Origin of the sequence: Kribbella caucasensis (assembly GCF_004361855.1) — a bacterium.
Lineage (GTDB): Bacteria > Actinomycetota > Actinomycetes > Propionibacteriales > Kribbellaceae > Kribbella > Kribbella caucasensis.
Genome location: NZ_SNWQ01000022.1, coordinates 126,795 through 147,180, shown reverse-complemented (window position 1 = coordinate 147,180; position 20,386 = coordinate 126,795). Strand labels below are relative to the sequence as shown.

Below are 20,386 nucleotides of genomic sequence, written 5' to 3'. Positions count from 1 at the left end.
CGCGACATCCGCATCATCGACGCCGCCACCGGAGAACTCCTCCGCGAACTGACCCTCGACACAACCCACCGCTACCAAGGAACCGGCCGACCACCAGGCCCCACCCGCTAAAACCAAGGACGGCCGAACCCACAACTATTGGGTTCGGCCGTCCGCGATGTCCTGAGACATCACATCTGTAGCGGGGGCAGGATTTGAACCTGCGACCTCTGGGTTATGAGCCCAGCGAGCTACCGAGCTGCTCCACCCCGCGTCGTTGTGTCTTTAGTTTAGGGGATGGGGGGAGGAGAACCAAATCGGGGGTGGGGGTGGGAAAAGGCGTGTCGTGGTGGGGTGGGTGGTCGTATCGTCCGGGGTATGGGCGGGATGGAGATCAGGGCGTTCAGGGTGGGGGATCTGCGGGCGGCGGCGGAGTTGCTGGCGGGGCGTCACGGGGAGCATCGGAAGAGGCACTCTTTGTTGCCTGGTGAGTTTGAGGATCCTGAGGTGGCGCTGGTCGAGGTGACGAGTGCGTGGGAGAGCGAGGGGGCCTCTGGGGCGGTGCTTGTGGAGGGGGACGAAGTCACGGGGTACTTGCTGGGGGCACCCAAGTCGGCGGTCTGGGGACCGAATGTGTGGGTGGAGGCGGCTGGGTTCGCGGTGCGGGAGCCGGAGCGGGTGCGGGATCTGTATGCGGTAGCGGCGGCCAAGTGGGTGGATGAGGGGCGTACGGCTCACTACGCGGTGGTGCCGGATGACGGTGGGTTGATCGATGCGTGGTTCCGGTTGGGGTTTGGGTCGCAGCACGCGCATGCGATCAGGGCGGTGCCGGATCAGGCCGTGCCGGAGAGAGCGGTGCCGCACAACCCGGAGCTGACGGTACGGCGGGCCTCGCGCGGTGACGTTTCGGTGTTGGCTGAGTTGGATTTGGTGTTGCCGAGGCATCAAGGTTTAGCGCCGGTGTTTTCGGCTGGGGTGTTGCCGACGTATGAGGAGGCGTTGCGGGACTGGGAGGAGTCGATCGACGATCCGGAGTACGCGACGTTTGTTGCTGAGTACAACGGTCGGGTGATCGGGTCGGCGGTTGGGTGTTCGCTGGAGAAGTCGAGTGCGCATAGTGGGCTTGCGCGGCCGGACAACGCTGGGTTCCTGGGGTTTGCGGCGGTGTTTCCGGAGGCGCGGGGGCTGGGTGCGGGGCGGGCACTGGGTGAGGCGGTGCTGCAGTGGTGTGCGGAGGCCGCCTACAACTCCGTGGTCACGGACTGGCGGGTGACCAATCTGCTGTCGTCGAGGACCTGGCCGCGGCTTGGGTTCGAGCAGACGTTCCACCGGTTGCATCGGCTGATCGGGTACTGACCAGCCGATGCCCCGGGTTGGCTTCTAGGGGTTCTCGGGGTGGAAGCCGACGGCCGTCTCCAGGAGGTCGTCGTGGGTGAAGCGGGTGGGGTCGATGGAGACTTCTGCGGCCAGGCCTGGGGAGATGAAGTAGAAGACGCGGTCCTCGGCGACGTAACCGCCGTAGGAGCCGAGCTGTTGTGGGGTCAGCTGCCAGGTCTCGGGGTCCTTCTCGTGGTACTCGGTCAGGAACGTGCGCAGCGTCTCGAGGTCGATGAGTCCATCGCCGCGCATGGTCTTCACGGTCAGGTCGACCTTGGTGGCGCCCTCGGGATCGGGGCCGGTCTCCCAGACGCGGCTGCGGAAGACGACGTCCTCCCACTCGTACTGGAAGTCGGTCGGGGTACCGAGGCCGTTGGGCAGGTGGTCGATGACGAAGCCGTCCAAGGTGCACACCTCTCGCTGGGTGGTGGTCGACGAAAACGGCTGGGCGGTGGCGGTCGGCGTCGGAACTGCGAGGCCGGCGCAGAACAGGACGAGCGCGCCGGCCGCAACGATACGGCGGGGACGGGACAGGAACATGGGTGCCTCCTTCGGTGGTGTCTCTCACCAGAGAAGGTGCAGCGATTCCGGGCCCGATCCGGCAAAGACTTCGCATGCTGTGGACAAACGAAGGAGACAAAACGAAGGCGGCGACTCCCAACGAAGGAAGTCGCCGCCAGAAGCATCAGCCCGTAGGTGATGTCGGTGGACTCGTAGGTGCCGGCGGCGTCGTCGTCGGTGCTCCCGTCGGCGACGGCGTCGTGGTCGGTGGCGGGGTCACCTGTGCACCCGCCGCCACAGCTCGGTCGATCGCCGCCTTCATCCTGTTGACCTGGTTCTGGTACTCGGCCAGATTCCCGGCCCGCAGCGCCGCCTGGGCGCTGTTGTACGCCGTCTGCGCCTCGGCCAACGCTTGCGTGATCGTCTGGTTGGCGGGCGGAGTGGTCGTTGGCGGTTTGCCAGGCTGTTCCTCGGTCTCGACCTCGGCGTTGAAGACCTTTCTCAGCGCCTCCTGGAGGGACGCCCCGAAGGCGACGCGATCACCGAACCCGACCAGCACGTACCGCAGTACCGGATAACTACCCGGGCCAGACGTCCGCACCGAGTACACCGGCTGGACGTAGAGCAGACCATCACCGAGTGGCAAGGTCAGCAGGTTGCCGAACTGGGCTCGGGCGCCACTGCTCGGCTGGTTGAGCGGCAGCAGCGCAGTCCGGATCCCTTCATCGGTCTGGAACTTGTTCGCTACCTGTCCCGGACCCGGGATCTGCACGTTCCCCGGTAGTCGCAGGATCTGGAACTGCCCGTAGGTCGGTGAGGAAGCCTCTGCGTCGACCGCCATGAAGCCGGTCAAGTTCTCCCGTTCCGCGTTCGGCACGTACACCGAGGTCAGCGAGAACTTCGGATCCTTCTGGTCGGGCATCCGCAGCGACAGGTAGAACGGCGGCTGCTTCTGTACCGACGAGTCGGCGGTGCTGGCGCCCGCGGTCGGGTCGGCCGGCACCCGCCACAGGTCGCTGTTCTGGTACCAGGTGGTCGAGTCCTGCACGTGATATTTCGCCAGCAGGTCGCGCTGGACCTTGAAGATGTCCTCCGGGTAGCGCAGGTGCGCCATCAGGTCGGGCGAGATCTCGGACCGCGGCTTGACCGTGCCTGGGAACGCCTTCATCCAGGTCTTCAGCAGCGGGTCGTTCTCGTCCCACGCGTACAGGTTCACGGACCCGTCGTACGCGTTCACGACCGCCTTGACCGAGTTGCGGATGTAGTTGATCTCCTCGCTCGGCTGCTGCGCGATCGAACCACGGCCGGTGGTGGTGTCCCGGGTGCTGTCGTCCAGCGCCACCTTCTGCGAGTACGGATAGTTCGCCGAGGTGGTGTAGCCGTCGACGATCCAGACCACCTGGCCGTCCACGACCGCCGGGTACGGGTCGCCGTCCGGGGTCAGCCAGGGCGCGGCCTTCTCCACCCGTTCCCGCGGGTTGCGGTCGTAGAGGATCTTGGAGTCGCTGTTCACCCGGCTGGACAGCAGGATGTTCGCGTCCCGGAACTTGGTGGCGTAAAGCAACTTGTTGAAGAACGAGCCGACCGGTACGCCGCCCTTGCCGGCGTACGTGTTCAGCGTCGGGTCGCCGCCGTTCTGGCCCTCCGGCGTGTCCAGCTCGACCGCCGGACTGCCCTTCGGGGCACCGACGATGGAGTAGTCCGGCGATTGCTCGCCGAAATAGATCCGCGGCTCGTACTCGCCCAGCTGACCCTTCGGCGGCAGGTCGTGCTCCGACCACACCGGCGACCCGTCGTTGGCCCGCTGGTTGCCGAAGGCGGCCACCACGCCGTAGCCGTGGGTGTAAACCGTGTGGTCGTTGTTCCAGTTGCGCTGGCCGGCCGGCAACCGGTCGACCTGGACTTCGCGGACCGCGATCACGGTGTCCCGGACGGTGCCGCCGATCTTGTACCGGTCGACGTCGAGGTCGGTCGGGAAGGAGTAGAAGCCACGCACCTGCTGCAGTTGCTCGAACGTCGGGCCGACCACGCTCGGGTCGATCAACCGGATCCCGGGCAGCAACTCGGCGTCCTTGCTGAGCTGACTCGGCGTGGCATTCGTTTCCGCGTCGTAGTTGGTGACCTTGGTCTTCTCCAGGCCGTACGCCTGCCGGGTCGCCTCGATGTTCTTGGTGATGTACGCCGCTTCGCGCACCGGCTCGCTCGGTCGCACCCGGAGCTGCTGGAGAGCCGCCGGCCACAGTGCACCAAGCAGGATCGCCGAGAGGATCAGTACTACGGTCCCGACACCCGGCAGCAACCACGTCCGCCGGACCACGTTCGCGAAGAACAGAACGGCACAGAGCAACGCGATGACCGCCAGGATCTCCTTGCTCGGCAGTACTGCGTTGTCACCGGTGTAGGAGATACCGGTGAAGAGCCGGCTGTCCTCCACGGTCAGCCCGTACCGGTCGAGCCAGTAGCTGAAGGCCTTGAGCAGGACGAGCAGGCCAAGCAGGACCGAGAACTGCACCTGGGCCGCGCCGGACGCCTTCTGCCCCTTCGCCGACGGGCGGAAGCCGCCGTACAGGTAGTGGGTGATGATCGCGGCGACCAGCGACAACAGGACGATCGAGTAGCCGAAGCCGAGCAGGACGCGCAGCCACGGATAGTCGAAGACGAAGAACGAGATGTCCATGTTGAAGTGCTTGTCGGTCACCCCGAACGGCGTCTGGTTGCGCCAGGCGAGGAACACCTTCCACTCCCCCGACGCCGCGGAGCCGCCGAACACCAGCATCAGGGCGCCCAGCACGCCGACCGCGATCTTGCCGCGCTGTTGCAGCAGTTCGCCGTACCGCTCGAAGCCGGGCGACGGGGACGGTGCGAGGGCGACGCGTGGCCGGGTGCGGAACGCGATGATCACGTTCGCCACCACGGCACCCGCCATCAGCAGGCCGACCACGAAGAACAGCAGCACCCGCGTGCCCAGGACCGTGCTGAAGACCGAACCGAGGTCGACCGACCGGTACCAGAGCCGCTGTGTCCAGACGTCGGTGAAGACACTGAAGAGGATCAGCAGCACGATCAGGGTGGCGATAGTGGGAAGCAGTGCACGTGGCCGCTGCCCGGGAGTACGCCGCGCCCGGCGCGGCTCCTCCGGCAGGTCGTAGACGCCGTCGCTCATGATCGGTTCTCCTCGTCGTCGCCCCAGACACCGTCGTCCGAGGTGCCGTTCACCGGACCAGCAGCCCGGTCACCGCCGGAAGCCTCCGACGGTTCGAATGTCAAAGACAGTACTTGGCACAGCGTGGGGACCAAGTCCTCCCCGGTCAGTACTGCATTGTCCTCGTCGTGCGCGCGCAACCGGACCGCGCCGAACCGGTCGCCTTCGCGCAGTACAGCAGCCACCATCCGTACTTCGTGACGGCGCGGATCACTACCCGCCATCCGGGCCAGTTCCGCGTCGGTCTCGGCACTGGCCAGCCCTGCCTCGACCGCGGCCGGGAGCACGATCCGCTCGACCGCGAGGGCACAACCACTGACGCCGTCCGGCCACTCGATCCGGGCCAGCACATCGGCCAGGTTCGAGTCGTCGACGCCACCGGGCAGTTCGCCCTGCGCGACCGGGGTGAGCGGCTGGGTCGCGTCGGCGGCGCCGAGCTCGGCGGCCAGCTGTGGTTCCGCGGCGAGCAGCTCGGCGGTGGGCACCAGCGCGAACAGCTGCGCCGGCTGGTCCCAGCCCGCGCTGCTGACGTGTTTCTCGATCTCGATCACGGCCCGGCTGAGCGCGTCGGCGGGCAGAGCATCAGGTGTCACGGAGTGCATGCCGGAACGTCTCCAGTCCCACTGGACAGTGCTTTCAAGGCGCTGATCGCCTCGGACAGGGTGCCGATCTTGACCAGCTGGATGCCGTCGACATCGGCGTGCCGGGCGGCCTCGCAGTTCGGCGCGGGCACCAGGAAGACGGTCGCGCCGTCCTCCCGGGCGCCGGCGATCTTCTGCTGGATCCCGCCGATCGCGCCGACCTGGCCGAGCGCGTCGATCGTGCCGGTGACGGCGACGTGCTTGCCGTCGAGCAGCGGACCCGACGTGAGCTTGTCGTAGATGGCCAGCGCGAACGCCGTACCGGCGCTCGGGCCGCCGATGTCCTGGCCCAGGTTCACGGTCACCTTGACCGCCGAGTCGACACCGACCTCGATCCCGACCATCGGCCGGGTCGCGTCGCCGGGCGCCGCCGCGGTCTTGACCACGACCGTCTGCTCGTCGCTGCCGCGGCGGATCAGGAAGCTGACGTCCTCACCCACCTTGTTCTTCCGGACCAGCTCGCCGACCTGCGCCACCTGAGTGGCGGCGACACCGTCCACCTTCAGTACTACGTCGCCCGGCTTGAGCCTGCCGTCGGCCGGGGTGCCCTTGCCGACAACAGCCACCTTCGGGTGGAAGGGGACGCCCGCAGCCTGCAGAGCCGCGGCGAGCGCGCTGTCCTGCGAGCCGGTCATCTCCGCGGTGTTCTGCTGCTCCACCTCGTCCGCGCTCTGGTCGGGCGGGTAGATGATGTCGCGCGGGAACAGGTCGTGGTGCGGGTCGAGCCAGTTCCGCATCGCCTGCGGCAGGGTCAGCTCCCGGTCCGGCGAGGTGACCGAGACGGTGGTCAGGTCGAGCTGCCCGGTGGTCGGGAACGTCGCGTGACCGGTGACCTCGATGACCGGCTTGTCTTTGGCCGTGCCGAGGGTGTCCCTGACCGGCCCGGGGCTGAAGGACACGAACGGCACCGGGAAGACGGTGACCAGTCCGAGCGAGAAGACGAGCACGACGATCGAGGTGACCAGCGTGGCGGTACGACGTGTCACGAACCCTGCCCTGCGATCTTGAACTTTGCCGCCTTGACCTTGGCCGGCCTGAACTTGTGAACGAGGCCGCGCAGCCGTCCGCGCGGCTCGGGGGTGGCGCGCGGACCGGGGGCGGCCAGCGCGTCGGTGAACCGGCGGAACTCCTCCACCGAGGCGAACGCGGTACCGGACCGGCGCGAGCCACGGCTCCGCCCGCGCCAGGCCGCCCAGCACATCGCCAGGACGGTGGCGGCCAGCGGGAAGAGCAGCCAGGCCAGAACCTTCACCCGGTCACCTTCAGTTGCCTGTGGTTACGCCCGTTCATGCGCCCAGCGTACGTGTCAACTGGCGCCGACCCACTCGCTCGCACCGTCGGTGAAGTGCTGGTGTTTCCAAATCGGGACCTCGGCCTTGAGATCGTCGATCAACTGCCGGCAGGCGGCGAACGCCACGTCCCGATGTGAGGCGGCCACGCCGACGATCACCGCGACGTCCCCGATCCTCAGCGAACCGGTTCGGTGCACCGCCGCGAGCGCGGTCACGGCCTGGTTCTCGCAGACCCGCTCGGCGACCTTGCGCAGGTGTTCCAGGGCGTCCGGATGCGCTTCGTAGCCGAGCTCGTCGACCGGTCGCTCGTGGTCGTGGTTCCGGACGGTGCCGATGAACAGCGCCGTACCGCCCGCGGTCGGGTCCGCGATCGCGGCCAGCACCTCGTCACTGGACAGCGCGGTGTCGCGGATGTCCAGCAGCCTGATCGCAACGGTCATGACCATCCCTTACCTGTCCCGGAACTCAACAGCCTATCTGCCCCAGCCGGACCGGTCGGGTCTGCCCGGCGCGAACAGGGAAGCGTGAAACCGTTCACCGAGGGCGGAACGGTCCGGATGAACCAGTACGTTGGAGTTGTACGCCCCACCGCACAGGAAGGCCACTCCGATGAGCGACGAACCGGACAACCCGTTCAAGGGAACTCCGTTCGAGGCCATGTTCCAGCAGTTCTCCGGTGCGGCCGGTGGCGCGCCCGACCTGAACGCGATCTTCGCCCAGGTCCAGCAGCTGCTCAGCGGGTCCACGGACGGCAAGCCGGTGAACTGGGACCTGGCCAAGGACATCGCCCGCAAGACCGTCGCGGCGAACGGTGACCGGTCCGTCACGCCCACCGACCACGAGCGGGTGGCCGACGCTGTGCGGCTGGCCGAGCACTGGCTGGACCAGTCGACCACACTGCCCGAGGCGTCCACCAACTCCGCGGCGTGGAGCCGGGCCGAGTGGGTGGAGAACACGCTGCCCGTTTGGCAGACGGTGGTGGACCCGGTCGCGGAGCACGTCGCCGGTGCGATGGGCAGCGCCCTGCCGGCCGAGGCGCAGCAGCTGGCCGGTCCGATGGCCGGCATGCTCCGGCAGCTCGGCGGCTCGATCTTCGGCGCGCAGGTGGGACAGGCGCTCGGTGAGCTCGCCGGTGAAGTGGTGAGCTCGTCCGACATCGGGCTGCCGCTCGGGCCGGTGGGGCAGGCGGTGCTGCTGCCGGACAACGTGGCCAAGTTCGCCGAGGGTCTGGGCGTGACGGACGAGGACGTGCGGCTGTACCTCGCGCTGCGCGAGTGCGCCCACCAGCGGTTGTTCGCGGGCGCTCCGTGGCTGCGGCAGCACATGTTCTCGCACGTCGCCGACTACGCGGCCGGGATCCAGGTGGACACCGGCAAGATCGAGCGGGCGATGGCCGACGTTGACCTGCAGAACCCGGAGGCCATGCAGGAGGCGCTGGCGGGCGGCCTGTTCGAGCCGGAGGACTCCGAGCAGCAGAAGGCCGCCCTGGCCCGGCTGGAGACCGCGCTCGCACTGGTCGAGGGCTGGGTCGACGACGTGGTCCGCGAGGCCACCAAGGACCGGATGCCTTCCGCCGTCCAACTGGCCGAGACCGTACGCCGCCGGCGGGCCGCGGGTGGTCCGGCCGAGCAGACGTTCGCCACGCTGGTCGGGCTCCAGTTGCGCCCCCGTCGGCTGCGCGATGCGGCGAACCTGTGGGCCGCAGTACGGGACGCCAGGGGGTTCGAGGGGCGCGACGAGCTGTGGTCGCACCCGGATCTGTTGCCGGGTGCCACCGATCTGGACGACCCGATCGGGTTCGCCCAGCACTCGGGCGAGCTGTCCGACATCGACATCACCGACTTCCTCGGCGAGAGCGACTCCGGCCAGAGTGAGTCCGGCCCGGGCGGCTCTGCTCCGGGTGACTCCGGTCCGGGTGAGTCGAAGGATGACGAGGGCAACAAAGACAAGTGACACTGCACCAGGACGCGACCGACCTCCTGACCAACTGGAATCCCCCGGACGCCGAACAGGCCGGGCTCCGCGATCACTACGTCCGCCACCTGGCGCAGTACGAGGACGGGCTGGCACGGAGTTGCCGGCCTGAACACGTGACTGCGTCTGCGCTGGTGGTGGACCTGTCGGGTAGCAAGGTGCTGCTGACGTTGCACCGGACGGTCGGACGGTGGTTGCAACTCGGCGGGCACTGCGAGCCGCGCGACACCACGCTGGCCGGTGCGGCGCTGCGCGAGGCGACTGAGGAGTCGGGGTTGCCGGGGCTGATGATCGACCCGGCGCCGCTGCAGTTGTCCCGGCACGAATTGCTCGTCGGTGGGTGTAAGGGCGGGTATCACCTGGACGTGCAGTTCCTGGTGACGGCGACCGAGGGCACGGAGTACCTGGTCAGCGAGGAGTCGCACGATCTGGGCTGGTTCGGCGTCGACGCGCTGCCGGACGGGATCGACGAGACAGTCGAAGGTCTGGTGAACCGGGCCTACCGCAAGGTCAGTTGAGGGCATGATTTGCAGGGTGTGCGGGCCGGTCCCTGTACTCCGGCCCGCACACGTGCGGTGCGATCAATCCCCCTGGACGGCGTCGCTCCCCCCTTCGCTGGTGCTGCCGGTCGGACCGCCCCTGAACGGCACCGACAGACCAGTTGCGACGCTGTCCTCGTGGACAACCCCCATGTCTCGCTGCTTGTGCAACGAGTCGGCGTCGAGAAAGTGACGGGTCAGGTTCCGCGAAGTTGGGCGCGGGTCGCGTCCCAGCCCTCGAGCCCGGGATCGAGGCGGGCGATGTCGGCGGTGGCGCGGAGCCGGTGCCAGCCTGGTCCCAGGGCGACCGCGTGGCGGCGGGGTTTCTGGTCGTCCAGTTCAGCGAGCGTGGTGTCGAAGGTCGGGGCGAGATCGGTGAGCCATGGGGCGAGCGGGAGCCGTACGCCGATCGCAGCCAGCGAACCGTCCTCGGCCGGCGTCACCGCGATATCGGCCGCCCCCAGTGCCCGGAACAGCTTGCCGACAAGGAGCCCCGGCAGATCCGGTACGTCGTAGCTCACCGCGACGACCGCCGCGGCCGGCCCCACCTTCTCCACGGCTTCGAGAACCGGTCGCCCGGCGTCCACGGCGTACACGGGTGTCCCGGGCCACGTCAGCCCCGCCACCTCAGCGACCGCGGCCTCGTCCCCACCGGCAACCGCAACAGCCACCTCGACGCGATCCAGCGCGGCGAGTACCTCGTACGTGTCCTCCGCCAGCGCGAGCCGCCACACCTCCGGATCCCGCCCAGGCGGCGCCCACGTCCCCCGCGCAGGAACAACCAGTACGACGAACCGTTGGTCGCTCACCGCCAGAGAGTAGCTCAGGCGGGGACTGGCTCGGGGTGGATGAGGCCGAGGCGGAGGGCGGTCATGATCGCGGTCGCCCGGTTGCCCGCGCCGAGCTTCTCGTAGACGCGGCCGACGTAGGTCTTCGCCGTCGACACGCTGACGAACATCACGCCCGCGATGGCCGGCACCGATTGGCCGGCGGCCAGCAGGAGCAGGACCTCCCGCTCGCGCGGACTGAGCACGACACCGCTGACGGACCGGGTACGCCGGGCCAGCGCCGCCGCCAGACCGGTCGCCGTGAAGGAGTCCGCCGCGACGGCCGCATGCCGGATCGCGCCGAGCAACTCGGCATTCGGCGCGGTCTTGCGGACGAAGGCCGACACCCCGGTCTCGAGCGCCCGGAACAGGACGTCGTCCTCGGCATGCGAGGTGAGGATGACGATGCCGAGGCCGGGATTCCGGTCCCGCAACTCCCGGGCCAGCGTGAGACCGTCGGCGTCCGGCAGGCTGACGTCCAGGACCACCACGTCGGGCCGGGTCGCGGCCACCAGCGCCGGCGCCTCGGCGGCCAGACCGCACTCGCCGACGACGGTGATCTCCGCATCGTTGCCGACCAGCCGAACCAGTCCGTACCGGATCAGCGTGTGACCGTCGATGACGACGACCGCAGTCGAGCTGCTCATGTGTCCCCCGCCCACTAGCCGCCCCAGCACGTGGCGGATATCACCTTCTGTCACTACGATCGGCTGACGCCTACAATCCGTTACGGGTTTCCGGCGGGTGCTTTTCACCTTGATTGTTGAGCGTTTGGTTACCCGGTTGCGGAGGTCCGGATGGTCGTCGTACTCGCTGCGGTCTTCGGACTGGCCATCGGCTCGTTCCTCAACGTGGTCATCCACCGGGTGCCGCGCCGGCTCTCCCTGAGCCGACCGCCGTCGCAGTGCCCGCGCTGCGGTAACCCGATCCGGCCGAGGCACAACATCCCCGTGCTGGGCTGGCTGCTGCTCCGCGGACGCTGTGCCGACTGCGGAGAGCCGATCAGCGCGCGGTACCCGTTGGTCGAGGCAGGGACCGGCCTGCTCTTCGCTGCCCTTGCCTGGCGACTACAGCAGCTCGACCTGCTCTCCGCGCTCCCCGCGTACGCCTGGTTCGCCGCGGCCGGCGTCGCACTGGCCCTGATCGACCTCGACCTGCGGAAGCTGCCGAACGCGATCGTGCTCCCGTCGTACCCTGTGCTCGCCGTACTGCTGACCGTGTCCGCGCTGGTGGAGCAGGAGTGGTGGCCACTCGCGCGGGCCGCGATCGGCGCGGTCGTGTTGTTCGCCTTCTACCTCCTGCTGGTTCTCGTGGTTCCAGGCGGGATGGGCTGGGGTGACGTGAAGCTGTCTGGGCTGATCGGTGGCGTGCTGGCGTACCTGTCCTGGTCCGCACTCGTGGTCGGTGCGTTCGGCGGCTTCCTGCTCGGCGCTGTGGTCGGCGTGGTCGTGATGGCCACCGGACAGGGTGGGCGCAAGACCGCGCTGCCGTTCGGGCCGTTCATGATCGCCGCCGCCCTGCTGGCCGTGTTCGTAGCCGATCCGGTGGCGCGGGCCTGGAACAGCCTGCTCAGCTCAGCCGGGACGTGACCAGCTCAGTACGGTGACCTGCCGACGGCCCGGATCAGGAATGGTGGGATCGGAGTCCACCAACGCGACTCTGGAGGTCAGCGTCGGCGCGCCACCCGGCGTACAGGTCGATGCGCCCTGGCAGAGATAGACGTTCAGATAGAGGGTGAACACGAAGCCCGGCGAGTCGTCCGGTACCTCGATGACGACTCCGGTGTACGAGAAGCTCCCGGTCTCCTTCACCCACAGGGATCGGGCCACCACGCCGAACCGGAACACCTGCTCGGCCGCGTTGTTGAGCGTGACGTCGATCGCGGCCGACGGCGCGTACGTCGTGCCCTGGACGTAGAACTGGTTGCCGGAGTTGTTGACCGTACTGACCATCGCGCAGGTGTCGTCGCTGCCGACACCCATGTACGGCGTGTTGGTGACACACCCCGATCCGGCCCGGAAGGCGGGAGCGCGGTACGTCAGCACGAGCCGGACCCGGTCCAGGTACTCCGTGTCGTCCTTCTCGACCAGGTTCGTCGTGAGGTTGATCGTGGCCTCGCTGTACGTGCCGTCGTACACGGCCTGGGACAGACCGTTCTCGTCGCTCACGTCCAACGGGATCGACTCGGTCTGGTACGTCGTGGGGCTGCCGAACTGACCAGAGCTCGTACCGGTCACGTCATCGCCGGAACCGGTCGTCAACCTGGCACTGAAGCTGTCCTTGGTCGCCACGTCGGTATGCCGGTGGGTTACCTCGACGACAGCCGACTGCAGCACCGATCCGACCGGGATCGCACTCGGGGGCGCGAAACCCCGCAGGCGAAGTACGGTCGAGTCGTTCTTCTTGTTGCTCTTCCAGGAGGCGGCGGTACCACCGACATCCTCCAGCGCGGCCACTGTGGCCGTCGGGTTGTAGCCGCCCTGCGAGGGGATCGAGGTCGGCTTGGCCGTGAACGTGGTCGGCGTCTCGGCACCCGACGAGAGTCCATAGACCGCCACCGGCGGCTTGTCCACGCTGTACGTGCCGCAGATCTCCGCCTGCCCGGCCTTCACCTCCAGCCGGCTGTCGCCGCCGAAGATGAACTGGACCCCGACGGCGGACGCGGTCTTGATCGGGTTCTGGCACGAACCGGGGATCGTGGCCGGGACCGGCGGCGAGGCGATCACGTTCCCTGCCCCGTCGACCGGACGGCCCGCGACCAGGTAACCGTCGTCAACCGACCAGACGTTGGAGCCGGACGGCAGGACCGGATTGGCGCCGTCGCCGTCGTTGTGGAAGTCGAAGTAGTACGTGCCCGGCTTGAACCACCAGGTGCTGTGCCGGCAGGCGCTGCTGCCCGACATCATCTTGGACAGCCCGACCGCGTCGTCGTAGTACCCGGGCTGGAAGGTGACCACGGAGTTCTGCGTCGTGCAGGCCGGCAACGATCGGTGCTCGGGCACAGTGGTTGCCGCCGGCACGTATCCGGGGTCGTCGCCGAGGACGTTCGGCGTAGATCCGTAGTTGCAGGACGGGCCCGGTGTGCTCTGCATCGAGCCGGCGCAGGAAGTGCGCGCCCAGATGCGCGCGTTGGTGTTCAGCGTTCCGTTGACGACGTTGATGTTCGAGTTGGAGAAGATGTTGCCTCGGACCCGGAAGGTGGATCCGGTCGGCTGCTGGATGTTCAGGCCGTCCTCACCGGACACCTTGCCGAGGGTCAGGATGGCGTTGCCCGGGCGGTTGCAGTTCGACAGCGACGGGCACTGGATCAGCACCTTGTTCGGATCGGCGTTGCAGGTAACGGCTGCGGAGTCGTTGCCGACGAAGTTCTTCAGCTCCAGCGTGTCGGCGGACCCGAAGCAGTGCTGGCCCGTTGTGTGGTTGTAATCGCTGTTGCGAAGGTTGTTGATCGCCGCCTGCATCGCGCCGTCCGCCACGTACGTCGCGGCCGCCTGGTCACGCAGTCCGACAGTGGCCCGGACACCGGTGTCCGCCCGGGTCAGCAGGGCCGAGATCCCGAGGGCCGCCACGGTGATCACGATCAGCACCAGGACCAGGGCGGCGCCGTCCTCGTCGCGGGCCCGGCGCAACCTGTTCGTCATGACTGCCTCCGCTGGCCGATCAGGGTGATCGGGTAGTCGCCGACCGACGGTTTGCTGGTCAGAAAGCTGATGGTGATCCGCTGCGGCGGGTCGTCGGACGTACAGGTGCTGGAGCACGCAACGGTGAGCGAGCCCGGTTTCACGTTGTGCGCGATCACCACGTCGGTCGTCGTACCCGCGCACTTCAGCCGATGAAGCTCGCTGCCCTCGACGTAGTACGCCACGACGTCGGTCTCGTGCACGGCCGGTATCGACGAGCCGTCCCATCGATCGGACAGCAGCCTGATCGCCGCTTCCGGAGCCGGGCCGCAGGTCACCCCGCCCGCATCCTGGACGGCGTCCAGTTGCACCGATGCCTTGAACGGGACGGATTCCGAGGGGGCGGCGTCGTAGTCGCGGACGCCGAGCGCGGCCACGTCGCGGGCGAAGTATGACGAACTCAGCTGCGCGTCGTGCGAGAGCGCGAGCCGGTCCTCACTGGTACCGGTGTGCTTGAGCGCGCTGACGACGACGCCGGACAGCGGGATCGTGATGACTCCGAGGATCACGACCGCGACCAGCAGTTCCACCAGCGTGAAGCCCGCTTCCGACCGTTTCAGCTGCACAGCGGATCCTCCAGTCGGCAGGGTTTGCGGACCACGAGGTCGATCTTCTCGGTGACCCGGTTGTCGTCGCTGCGGACCTGAAGAGTCAAGCGCTGCAGGCCTTTGTCGGTCCCACAACTCGCCTGCCAGGCGCTGCCGTTCCAGTACTGGACGGATCCCGCGACCACCGACTTCTGGTAGCCGGCCGGTTCCGCGAACGGTACGTCGTACGTGGCGGCACATTCGGCATAGTGGCCGTCGGCAACGTAGTTCTGGAGCGCCTCGGCGTAGTCGCGTACTGCGGTGCCCGCAGTTGCCTGCTGCTTGTGGAAACCCGAGATGAGCACGCTGCTGGTCAGCCCGGCCATGATCCCGACCACGGCGACGCCCATGATGGCGACCGCGATCAGCACCTCCAGCAGGCTCTCGCCGCGCTCACTCCGAACGCGGTTCATCACGCGCTTCATCACGCCGTCCATCAGGCGGTCCTCACGCTTGGACCTGGCTGAAGATGCCGTACATCGCCGATACCAGCGCCACCGCGACGAATCCGACGACCACGCCCATCACGATGATGACGACCGGTTCGAACAACCCGATCAGCTTCTTCAGCTTGTAGTCGAGCTCGCCCTCGTAGTACTGCGCGGTGACCTCGAGCTGGACGTCGAGCGTGCCGGTGTCCTCGCCGACCCGCATCATCTGCGCGGCGGTGGACGGGAACAGACCGGTTGCCGCCAGCGGCGGGGCCAGCCCTTCGCCTTCCAACAACGCCTCCCCCGCCTGGCCGAGCGCTCGCCGGAAGACCAGGTTGGGCAGCGATTCGGTCGCCACCCGCAGAGCCTCGGGCAGTTGGACACCCGCACCGACCATCGACGACAGAATCCGGCAGAACCGTTCCACCAAAGCGAACTGGATCGTGCTGCCGAGCACCGGCAGAGCGAGGAAGAGCTTGTCCCGGGCGTAACGGCCGCCCTGTGCGCGGGTGATCGCGAAGACCAGTAGGACCAGCGCACCGAAACCCGCGGCCAGCGCCCACCACCAGCCGGTGGCGAAGTCGGTGACGGCCAGCAGCATCCTGGTCGGCAGTGGCAGTTCCGCGTCCAGCCCGGCGAAGAAGTCCTCGAACCGGGGCAGCACGAAGGCGGCCAGCACCACCACGGTGACCATCGACATCACCGCGACCATCGAGGGATAGATCATTGCTTGTTTCACCTTGCGACGTGCTTCGAGATCACGTTCGAGGTACTTCGCGAGCTGGGCCAGCACGGTGTCCAGCTGACCGCTGAGCTCCGCGGACCGCAGGATGCCGCGGTAGTACTCGGGGAAGATCTTCGGGTGCCGGTCGAAGCAGTCGGACAGCTTGTCACCACCGCGCAGGCCTTCCTCGACCTCGGCCATCATCCGGCGGACGGACGAGTTGTCCGCCTCCTGGCCGAGACTGTGCACCGCGTCGATCAGCGGCAGCCCGGCCCGGATGAAGGCGCCGAGCTGGCGGGACAGGTGCATCACCTCCTCCCGCTTGACCCGGCGGGCGGTGATCTCGAACTGCAGCACGCTGGGCTTCTCGGTGACCCGGATCTCGCGCAGCTCACGCTCGTACAGCGCCAGCTCGGCCTCTTCCTTGGTCTCGGCCTTGGTCACGCCCTTGGCCGGAGCCCCGTCCGGCGCGACCGCGACGTACGCGTATCTGGTCATCTCAGCTCCCCGCCACGTAGATGGACCGCATCACTTCGGCGATCGTGGTGACGCCGGTCTGGACCAGCCGGACCGCTTCCTCCTGCAGGGTCCGCATCCCCTCGTACCGGGCGGCCTTGCGGATGTCGTCGTGCGAGTCCCGGTCGACGACCAGTTCGCGGATGGTGTCGGTCACCGGCATCAGCTCGTACACGCCGGTCCGTTCGAGGAATCCGGTATGGGCGCAGAAGTTGCAGCCCGCCCCACGGACCAGCCCGCCGTCCGGGACGTCACCGCTGAAGGTGGTCAGGAACGCGATCTCCTCGGCCGGCGGCTGGTACAGCTCGCGGCAGTTCGGGCAGACCTTGCGGACCAGCCGTTGCGAGACCACCGCGGTGACCGACGAGGCGATCAGGAAGTTCTCGATCCCCATGTCGAGCAGCCGGTGCAGCGCGGTGGCCGCGTCGGTCGCGTGCAACGAGGAGAGGACGAAGTGGCCGGTGAGCGCGGACTGGACCGCGATCCGTGCGGTCTCCACATCGCGAACCTCGCCGACCAGGATCACGTCCGGGTCCTGCCGCAGGATCGACCGCAGCCCACCGGCGAAGGTGATCCCGGCCGACTCGTTGATCTGGATCTGGTTGATCGAGGAGAACGTGTACTCGACCGGATCCTCGATGGTCATGATGTTGCGCTCGGGGGTGTTGATCTCGCCGAGCGATCCGTACAGCGTGGTCGTCTTGCCGCTACCGGTCGGGCCGGCGCAGATCACCATTCCGTACGGCGAACGCAGCAGCGCGGAGTACCGGTCCGCCATCGCCTCCGGCATACCGAGTTGTTCCAGCCGGAACAGCGGGCGGCTCTTGTCCAGCAGCCGGAGGACGACCTTCTCGCCGCCGACGACGGCCGTGGTCGACACCCGGATGTCCACCTCACGTCCCTCCACGGCCATGCTGATCTGGCCGTCCTGCGGGCGCCGCCGCTCGACGATGTTGAGATCGGCGAGGATCTTGATCCGGCTGACCACGGCCGGCCCGATCGAACCGGGCAGATCCAGCTGGTCGTGCAGCGCGCCGTCGATCCGGAACCGGACCTTGACCTTGTCGTCGTGCGGTTCGATGTGCACGTCCGAGGCGCGGTCGCGCAACGCCTGGGTGATGACGAGCTGGACGACCTGGACGACCGGCGCCTCGTCGTTCGCGGTCGCCGCGTCGACCTGGCGCAGATCGCGGCGGACCGCGTCGCGCGCCTCGAACACCTTCACCCGCGAGTCGATCCCGGTCAGCGCGCGGTAACCGGTACCGATGGCGGTCAGGATGTCCGACGGTCCGGCCAGCCTGATGATCAGCCCCGGACCGATCAGCTCCCGGAGCTCGGTCCCGATCTCGGGATCGGCGACCGCGACGACGACCGCGTCCCCGACGACCTCCAGCGGAATCATGACCAGGTCCCGCGCGGTCTGCTCGTCGATCAGCGCCGTCGCCTCCGGATCCGGGCTGACACTGCGCAGGTCGACGACGTCCAGCCCGTACTGCGTGGCGAGGTGCCTGGCCCGGGTCCGCTCGATCTGCAGGTCCTCCTGGCTGACGGCCGGCCGGGGCGTCGTACGGACGACCGGGGCCGGGGCGCTCTCGGAGTCACGCTTGCGATGCCTCATGCCGGTACTCCCGCCCGCAGCCGGGGCCGCGTCTCGATGTCCTTCGGGTAGAGGCTGCGCGCGGCGGCATCGTCGTACTGGACGACACCGGCCTGGACCAGGGTCGACAGGGACTGCTCGAGCGTGACCATGCCCTCGCGGTGGCCGGTGACGAGGGAGTTGCGCAACTGGTGGGTCTTGCCTTCCTTGATCAGGTTGCGGATCGCGGTGTTCGCGACCATCACCTCGTACGCCGCGATCAGGCCGCCGCCGATCCGCGGGATCAGGCGCTGGTAGACGACTCCGGTCAGCGCGGCCGCGAGCTGGACCCGGACCTGGGCCTGCTGCTCGGGCGGGAAGACGTCGATGATGCGGGCCAGGGACTGCGCGGTGTCGTTGGTGTGCAGGGTGGCGAAGACCAGGTGGCCGGTCTCGGCGATGGTGAGCGCGAACCGGATCGACTCCAGGTCACGCATCTCGCCGACCAGCAGCACGTCGGGGTCTTCGCGAAGAGCGGAGCGCAGGGCGTCGGGGAACGACGCGGTGTCGCTGCCGACCTCGCGCTGGTTGACGGCGGATCGCTTGTGCTGGTGGACGTACTCGATCGGGTCCTCGACGGTGATGATGTGGCACGCGCGATCGGTGTTGATCTGGTCGATCACCGCGGCGAGGGTGGTCGACTTGCCGGAACCGGTCGGGCCGGTGACCAGGACGAGGCCCTGGTGCCGGCGGGCGAAGTCGCCCAGGATCGGCGGCAGTCCGAGGTCGGCCATGGTCGGGATGGCGCTCGGGATCATCCGGAGGGCGATCGTGGTGTCGCCGCGCTGGCTGAACGCGTTGCCGCGGATCCGGGCCTCGTCGCGCCAGGAGAAGGAGAAGTCGAGCTCGTAGTTGTTGCACCAGGCATCCGTCTGCGCCGGGGTGAGAAGCTCGGCGAGGAGTTCGTCGGTGTTGTCGTGGGTGAGGGCAGGTTCGCCGAGGACGGGGTGCAGGTCACCGTGGACGCGGATTTGAGGGGGCATGCCCGCGGTCAGCAACAGGTCGGTGCCGCCGGCGTTCCACAGCTCTTCCAGCAGTCCGTCGACCCGGCTACCGCGAGCAAGACCGTTCATGGGGATTCCATTCCTCCGGTGAGTGGAACACTGCCGGGGAGGGCCGCTTGGGGTCGGACCCTCCCCGGCAGTGGATCGGTGATGTGACGTCAGATCACGGCGCGACGAAGTCGGCCGTGCAGCCCGCCGGTGGGCCCGCCTTCAGGGTGATCTTGCCGGTGGCATCCGTGGACGCGACATACTCAGTGACGTCGCTGCGGAGCAGGCCACCAGTCTTCAGGGCCGTCAGGTTGGCGGCGTAAACGCCGGGGTTCGACTTGGCGAAGAACGCCTCCTGCGCGACGGCGACCGTGCTCACCTCTGACTTGCAGGCAGCAGCTTCGCCGCGGTCGGTGATGCCGCCGACGGCGAAGACGACGACTGCGGAGAGGACGCCGAGGATGACGATGACGATGAGGAGTTCGATCAGGGTGAAGCCGGACTCGTTCTTGCGGGCTTCGCGGATGCGGTTCAACATGTTTTTTCTCTTTCTGGATTAAGGTTTTGATGAAGTACTGCGGACGAGGTGTCGCTACCCGGGCGGCGGATCGCGGCTGCACCTCCCGTCGCTCGGCAGCAGTGCGTCGGCCAGCCTCCGGACCGCCTGACTGACGGGATGGTCCGGTTGGGTGAGGGCTAACGGCTCGCCACGATTGATCGACGCCGGTACGTCGTCCCGGCTCGGTAACTGCCACGTGATCGGGCTCCGGATCAGTTGATCCAGGTCCGCCGCGGGCAGTCCGTTGGCCGACCGGTTCACCAGTACCGATCGCGCGTCCGGGTCGTACATCAGCAGATCGAGTACGTCGAGCGTGCGGCGCAGGCTCTTCAACGCCGGCCGGTCGGGCGTGGTCACCAGCACGTGGTGGTCAGCGGCATCGAGCGCCGCCAGCACGACCCCGTCGAACCTCGCGGGAGTGTCGACCACCACGAAGTCGTACGCCGCGGGCAGTTGGCTGAGCAGTTCGCTGACCAGCGCGCCGCTGATCCGTTCACCGTCGCCCGGTGCCGTCGGCGCCAGCAGGCAATCCAGTCCCGGCCGGAACTTCGTCATCAGCAGAGCGACCCGGCCTGCGGTCAGCTCGCCGGCCCAGCCGACGGCGTTCCGCAAGGTGTACCGCGGCCGGAGTCCGAGCGCCTCCGCGACATCACCGCAGCGCAGGTCCAGGTCGACGAGGCAGACGCGGCGGGTGCCGCGCGCGGCGAGTGCGACCGCCAGGTTCGTCGCGACCGTGGTCTTGCCGCAGCCGCCCTTGGCGGCGAAAACCGTGATGATCCGGCCGTCCGGCATCCCGCACCTCCCCCGTGTCTACTCGGGGAGATAGCCACTCTGTGTCACGATTTCCGGGCTATCCCCGCAAGAAGAGTGATCCACGGGCGAGTTTCGTCACAGCGGGTGAACGGATGACAGAGCTGATCGTTCGGCCG

20 protein-coding genes and 1 tRNA gene are annotated in these 20,386 nt (G+C 68.0%); 4 read left to right on the top strand and 17 right to left on the bottom strand.

Translation table 11 applies throughout. The features are described from left to right. Positions 1-179 precede the first annotated feature (179 nt). Positions 180-253: transfer RNA gene (locus tag EV643_RS34965), tRNA-Met, on the bottom strand. A 233-nt stretch (positions 254-486) separates the two neighbouring features. On the opposite strand from EV643_RS34965, the gene EV643_RS34960 reads away from it, so the two are divergent. Then, positions 487-1,335, top strand: coding sequence for a GNAT family N-acetyltransferase (locus EV643_RS34960; protein WP_238166017.1), 849 nt, complete (start codon positions 487-489; stop codon positions 1,333-1,335). A gap of 24 nt (positions 1,336-1,359) precedes the next feature. On the opposite strand, the gene EV643_RS34955 is transcribed toward EV643_RS34960, so the two are convergent. The 6 genes from EV643_RS34955 to EV643_RS34930 form a co-directional block, all read right to left on the bottom strand. After that, positions 1,360-1,896, bottom strand: a complete 537-nt coding sequence (locus EV643_RS34955; protein WP_133804475.1) for a hypothetical protein — start codon at positions 1,894-1,896, stop codon at positions 1,360-1,362. 145 nt (positions 1,897-2,041) lie between these two features. Then, a complete protein-coding gene (locus tag EV643_RS34950) occupies positions 2,042-5,020 on the bottom strand; it encodes a UPF0182 family membrane protein (protein ID WP_133804474.1) in 2,979 nt (992 codons plus the stop codon). Continuing rightward, on the bottom strand, positions 5,017-5,652 hold the full coding sequence (locus tag EV643_RS34945) for a PPA1309 family protein (protein ID WP_202869890.1): 636 nt from the start codon (positions 5,650-5,652) through the stop codon (positions 5,017-5,019). Before EV643_RS34945 ends, EV643_RS34950 begins: the two co-directional genes overlap by 4 nt. Further along, positions 5,649-6,686: a YlbL family protein gene (locus EV643_RS34940; protein ID WP_133804473.1), complete on the bottom strand. Its 1,038-nt coding sequence runs from the start codon at positions 6,684-6,686 to the stop codon at positions 5,649-5,651. The genes EV643_RS34945 and EV643_RS34940 overlap by 4 nt, the downstream gene beginning before the upstream one ends. Continuing rightward, entirely contained in the window at positions 6,683-6,952 is a 270-nt protein-coding gene (locus EV643_RS34935; RefSeq protein ID WP_238166016.1) for a hypothetical protein, read from the bottom strand. Before EV643_RS34935 ends, EV643_RS34940 begins: the two co-directional genes overlap by 4 nt. A gap of 54 nt (positions 6,953-7,006) precedes the next feature. Next, complete coding sequence (locus tag EV643_RS34930) at positions 7,007-7,432, bottom strand: molybdenum cofactor biosynthesis protein MoaE (RefSeq protein WP_133804472.1); 426 nt, start codon at positions 7,430-7,432, stop codon at positions 7,007-7,009. A 169-nt stretch (positions 7,433-7,601) separates the two neighbouring features. Here EV643_RS34930 and EV643_RS34925 point away from each other — a divergent pair, with 169 nt between their 5' ends. Both EV643_RS34925 and EV643_RS34920 read left to right on the top strand, forming a co-directional pair. Beyond that, positions 7,602-8,945, top strand: a complete 1,344-nt coding sequence (locus EV643_RS34925; RefSeq protein ID WP_133804471.1) for a zinc-dependent metalloprotease — start codon at positions 7,602-7,604, stop codon at positions 8,943-8,945. Continuing rightward, positions 8,942-9,484 carry an NUDIX hydrolase gene (locus EV643_RS34920; RefSeq protein WP_133804470.1) on the top strand — a complete coding sequence of 181 codons (543 nt, stop codon included), beginning with the start codon at positions 8,942-8,944 and terminating at the stop codon, positions 9,482-9,484. Before EV643_RS34925 ends, EV643_RS34920 begins: the two co-directional genes overlap by 4 nt. Positions 9,485-9,702: 218 nt before the next feature. Here EV643_RS34920 and EV643_RS34915 read toward each other — a convergent pair whose 3' ends face one another. Continuing rightward, positions 9,703-10,314, bottom strand: coding sequence for a DUF2064 domain-containing protein (locus EV643_RS34915; RefSeq protein ID WP_202869889.1), 612 nt, complete (start codon positions 10,312-10,314; stop codon positions 9,703-9,705). Between the two features lie 14 nt (positions 10,315-10,328). Next, complete coding sequence (locus EV643_RS34910; RefSeq protein WP_133804469.1) at positions 10,329-10,979, bottom strand: response regulator transcription factor; 651 nt, start codon at positions 10,977-10,979, stop codon at positions 10,329-10,331. Positions 10,980-11,129: 150 nt separating this feature from the next. Between EV643_RS34910 and EV643_RS34905 the strand changes: the two genes are divergently transcribed. Beyond that, positions 11,130-11,921, top strand: coding sequence for a prepilin peptidase (locus EV643_RS34905; RefSeq protein ID WP_133804468.1), 792 nt, complete (start codon positions 11,130-11,132; stop codon positions 11,919-11,921). On the opposite strand, the gene EV643_RS34900 is transcribed toward EV643_RS34905, so the two are convergent. From EV643_RS34900 to EV643_RS34865, 8 genes are all read right to left on the bottom strand, one after another. Further along, positions 11,907-13,973: a hypothetical protein gene (locus EV643_RS34900; protein ID WP_133804467.1), complete on the bottom strand. Its 2,067-nt coding sequence runs from the start codon at positions 13,971-13,973 to the stop codon at positions 11,907-11,909. The two genes, EV643_RS34905 and EV643_RS34900, sit on opposite strands and share 15 nt — an antisense overlap. Beyond that, on the bottom strand, positions 13,970-14,578 hold the full coding sequence (locus EV643_RS34895) for a PulJ/GspJ family protein (RefSeq protein WP_238166015.1): 609 nt from the start codon (positions 14,576-14,578) through the stop codon (positions 13,970-13,972). The genes EV643_RS34900 and EV643_RS34895 overlap by 4 nt, the downstream gene beginning before the upstream one ends. Further along, positions 14,569-15,036 carry a type IV pilus modification PilV family protein gene (locus EV643_RS34890; RefSeq protein WP_133804466.1) on the bottom strand — a complete coding sequence of 156 codons (468 nt, stop codon included), beginning with the start codon at positions 15,034-15,036 and terminating at the stop codon, positions 14,569-14,571. Before EV643_RS34890 ends, EV643_RS34895 begins: the two co-directional genes overlap by 10 nt. A gap of 10 nt (positions 15,037-15,046) precedes the next feature. Beyond that, entirely contained in the window at positions 15,047-16,252 is a 1,206-nt protein-coding gene (locus tag EV643_RS34885; RefSeq protein ID WP_133804465.1) for a type II secretion system F family protein, read from the bottom strand. A 1-nt stretch (position 16,253) separates the two neighbouring features. Further along, positions 16,254-17,888: a GspE/PulE family protein gene (locus EV643_RS34880; protein WP_133804464.1), complete on the bottom strand. Its 1,635-nt coding sequence runs from the start codon at positions 17,886-17,888 to the stop codon at positions 16,254-16,256. Continuing rightward, positions 17,885-18,979, bottom strand: a complete 1,095-nt coding sequence (locus EV643_RS34875; protein ID WP_133804463.1) for a type IV pilus twitching motility protein PilT — start codon at positions 18,977-18,979, stop codon at positions 17,885-17,887. Before EV643_RS34875 ends, EV643_RS34880 begins: the two co-directional genes overlap by 4 nt. Before the next feature lie 94 nt (positions 18,980-19,073). Next, complete coding sequence (locus EV643_RS34870; protein ID WP_133804462.1) at positions 19,074-19,436, bottom strand: type IV pilin protein; 363 nt, start codon at positions 19,434-19,436, stop codon at positions 19,074-19,076. A 54-nt stretch (positions 19,437-19,490) separates the two neighbouring features. After that, complete coding sequence (locus tag EV643_RS34865) at positions 19,491-20,249, bottom strand: CpaE/TadZ family protein (protein WP_133804461.1); 759 nt, start codon at positions 20,247-20,249, stop codon at positions 19,491-19,493. Positions 20,250-20,386 lie beyond the last annotated feature (137 nt).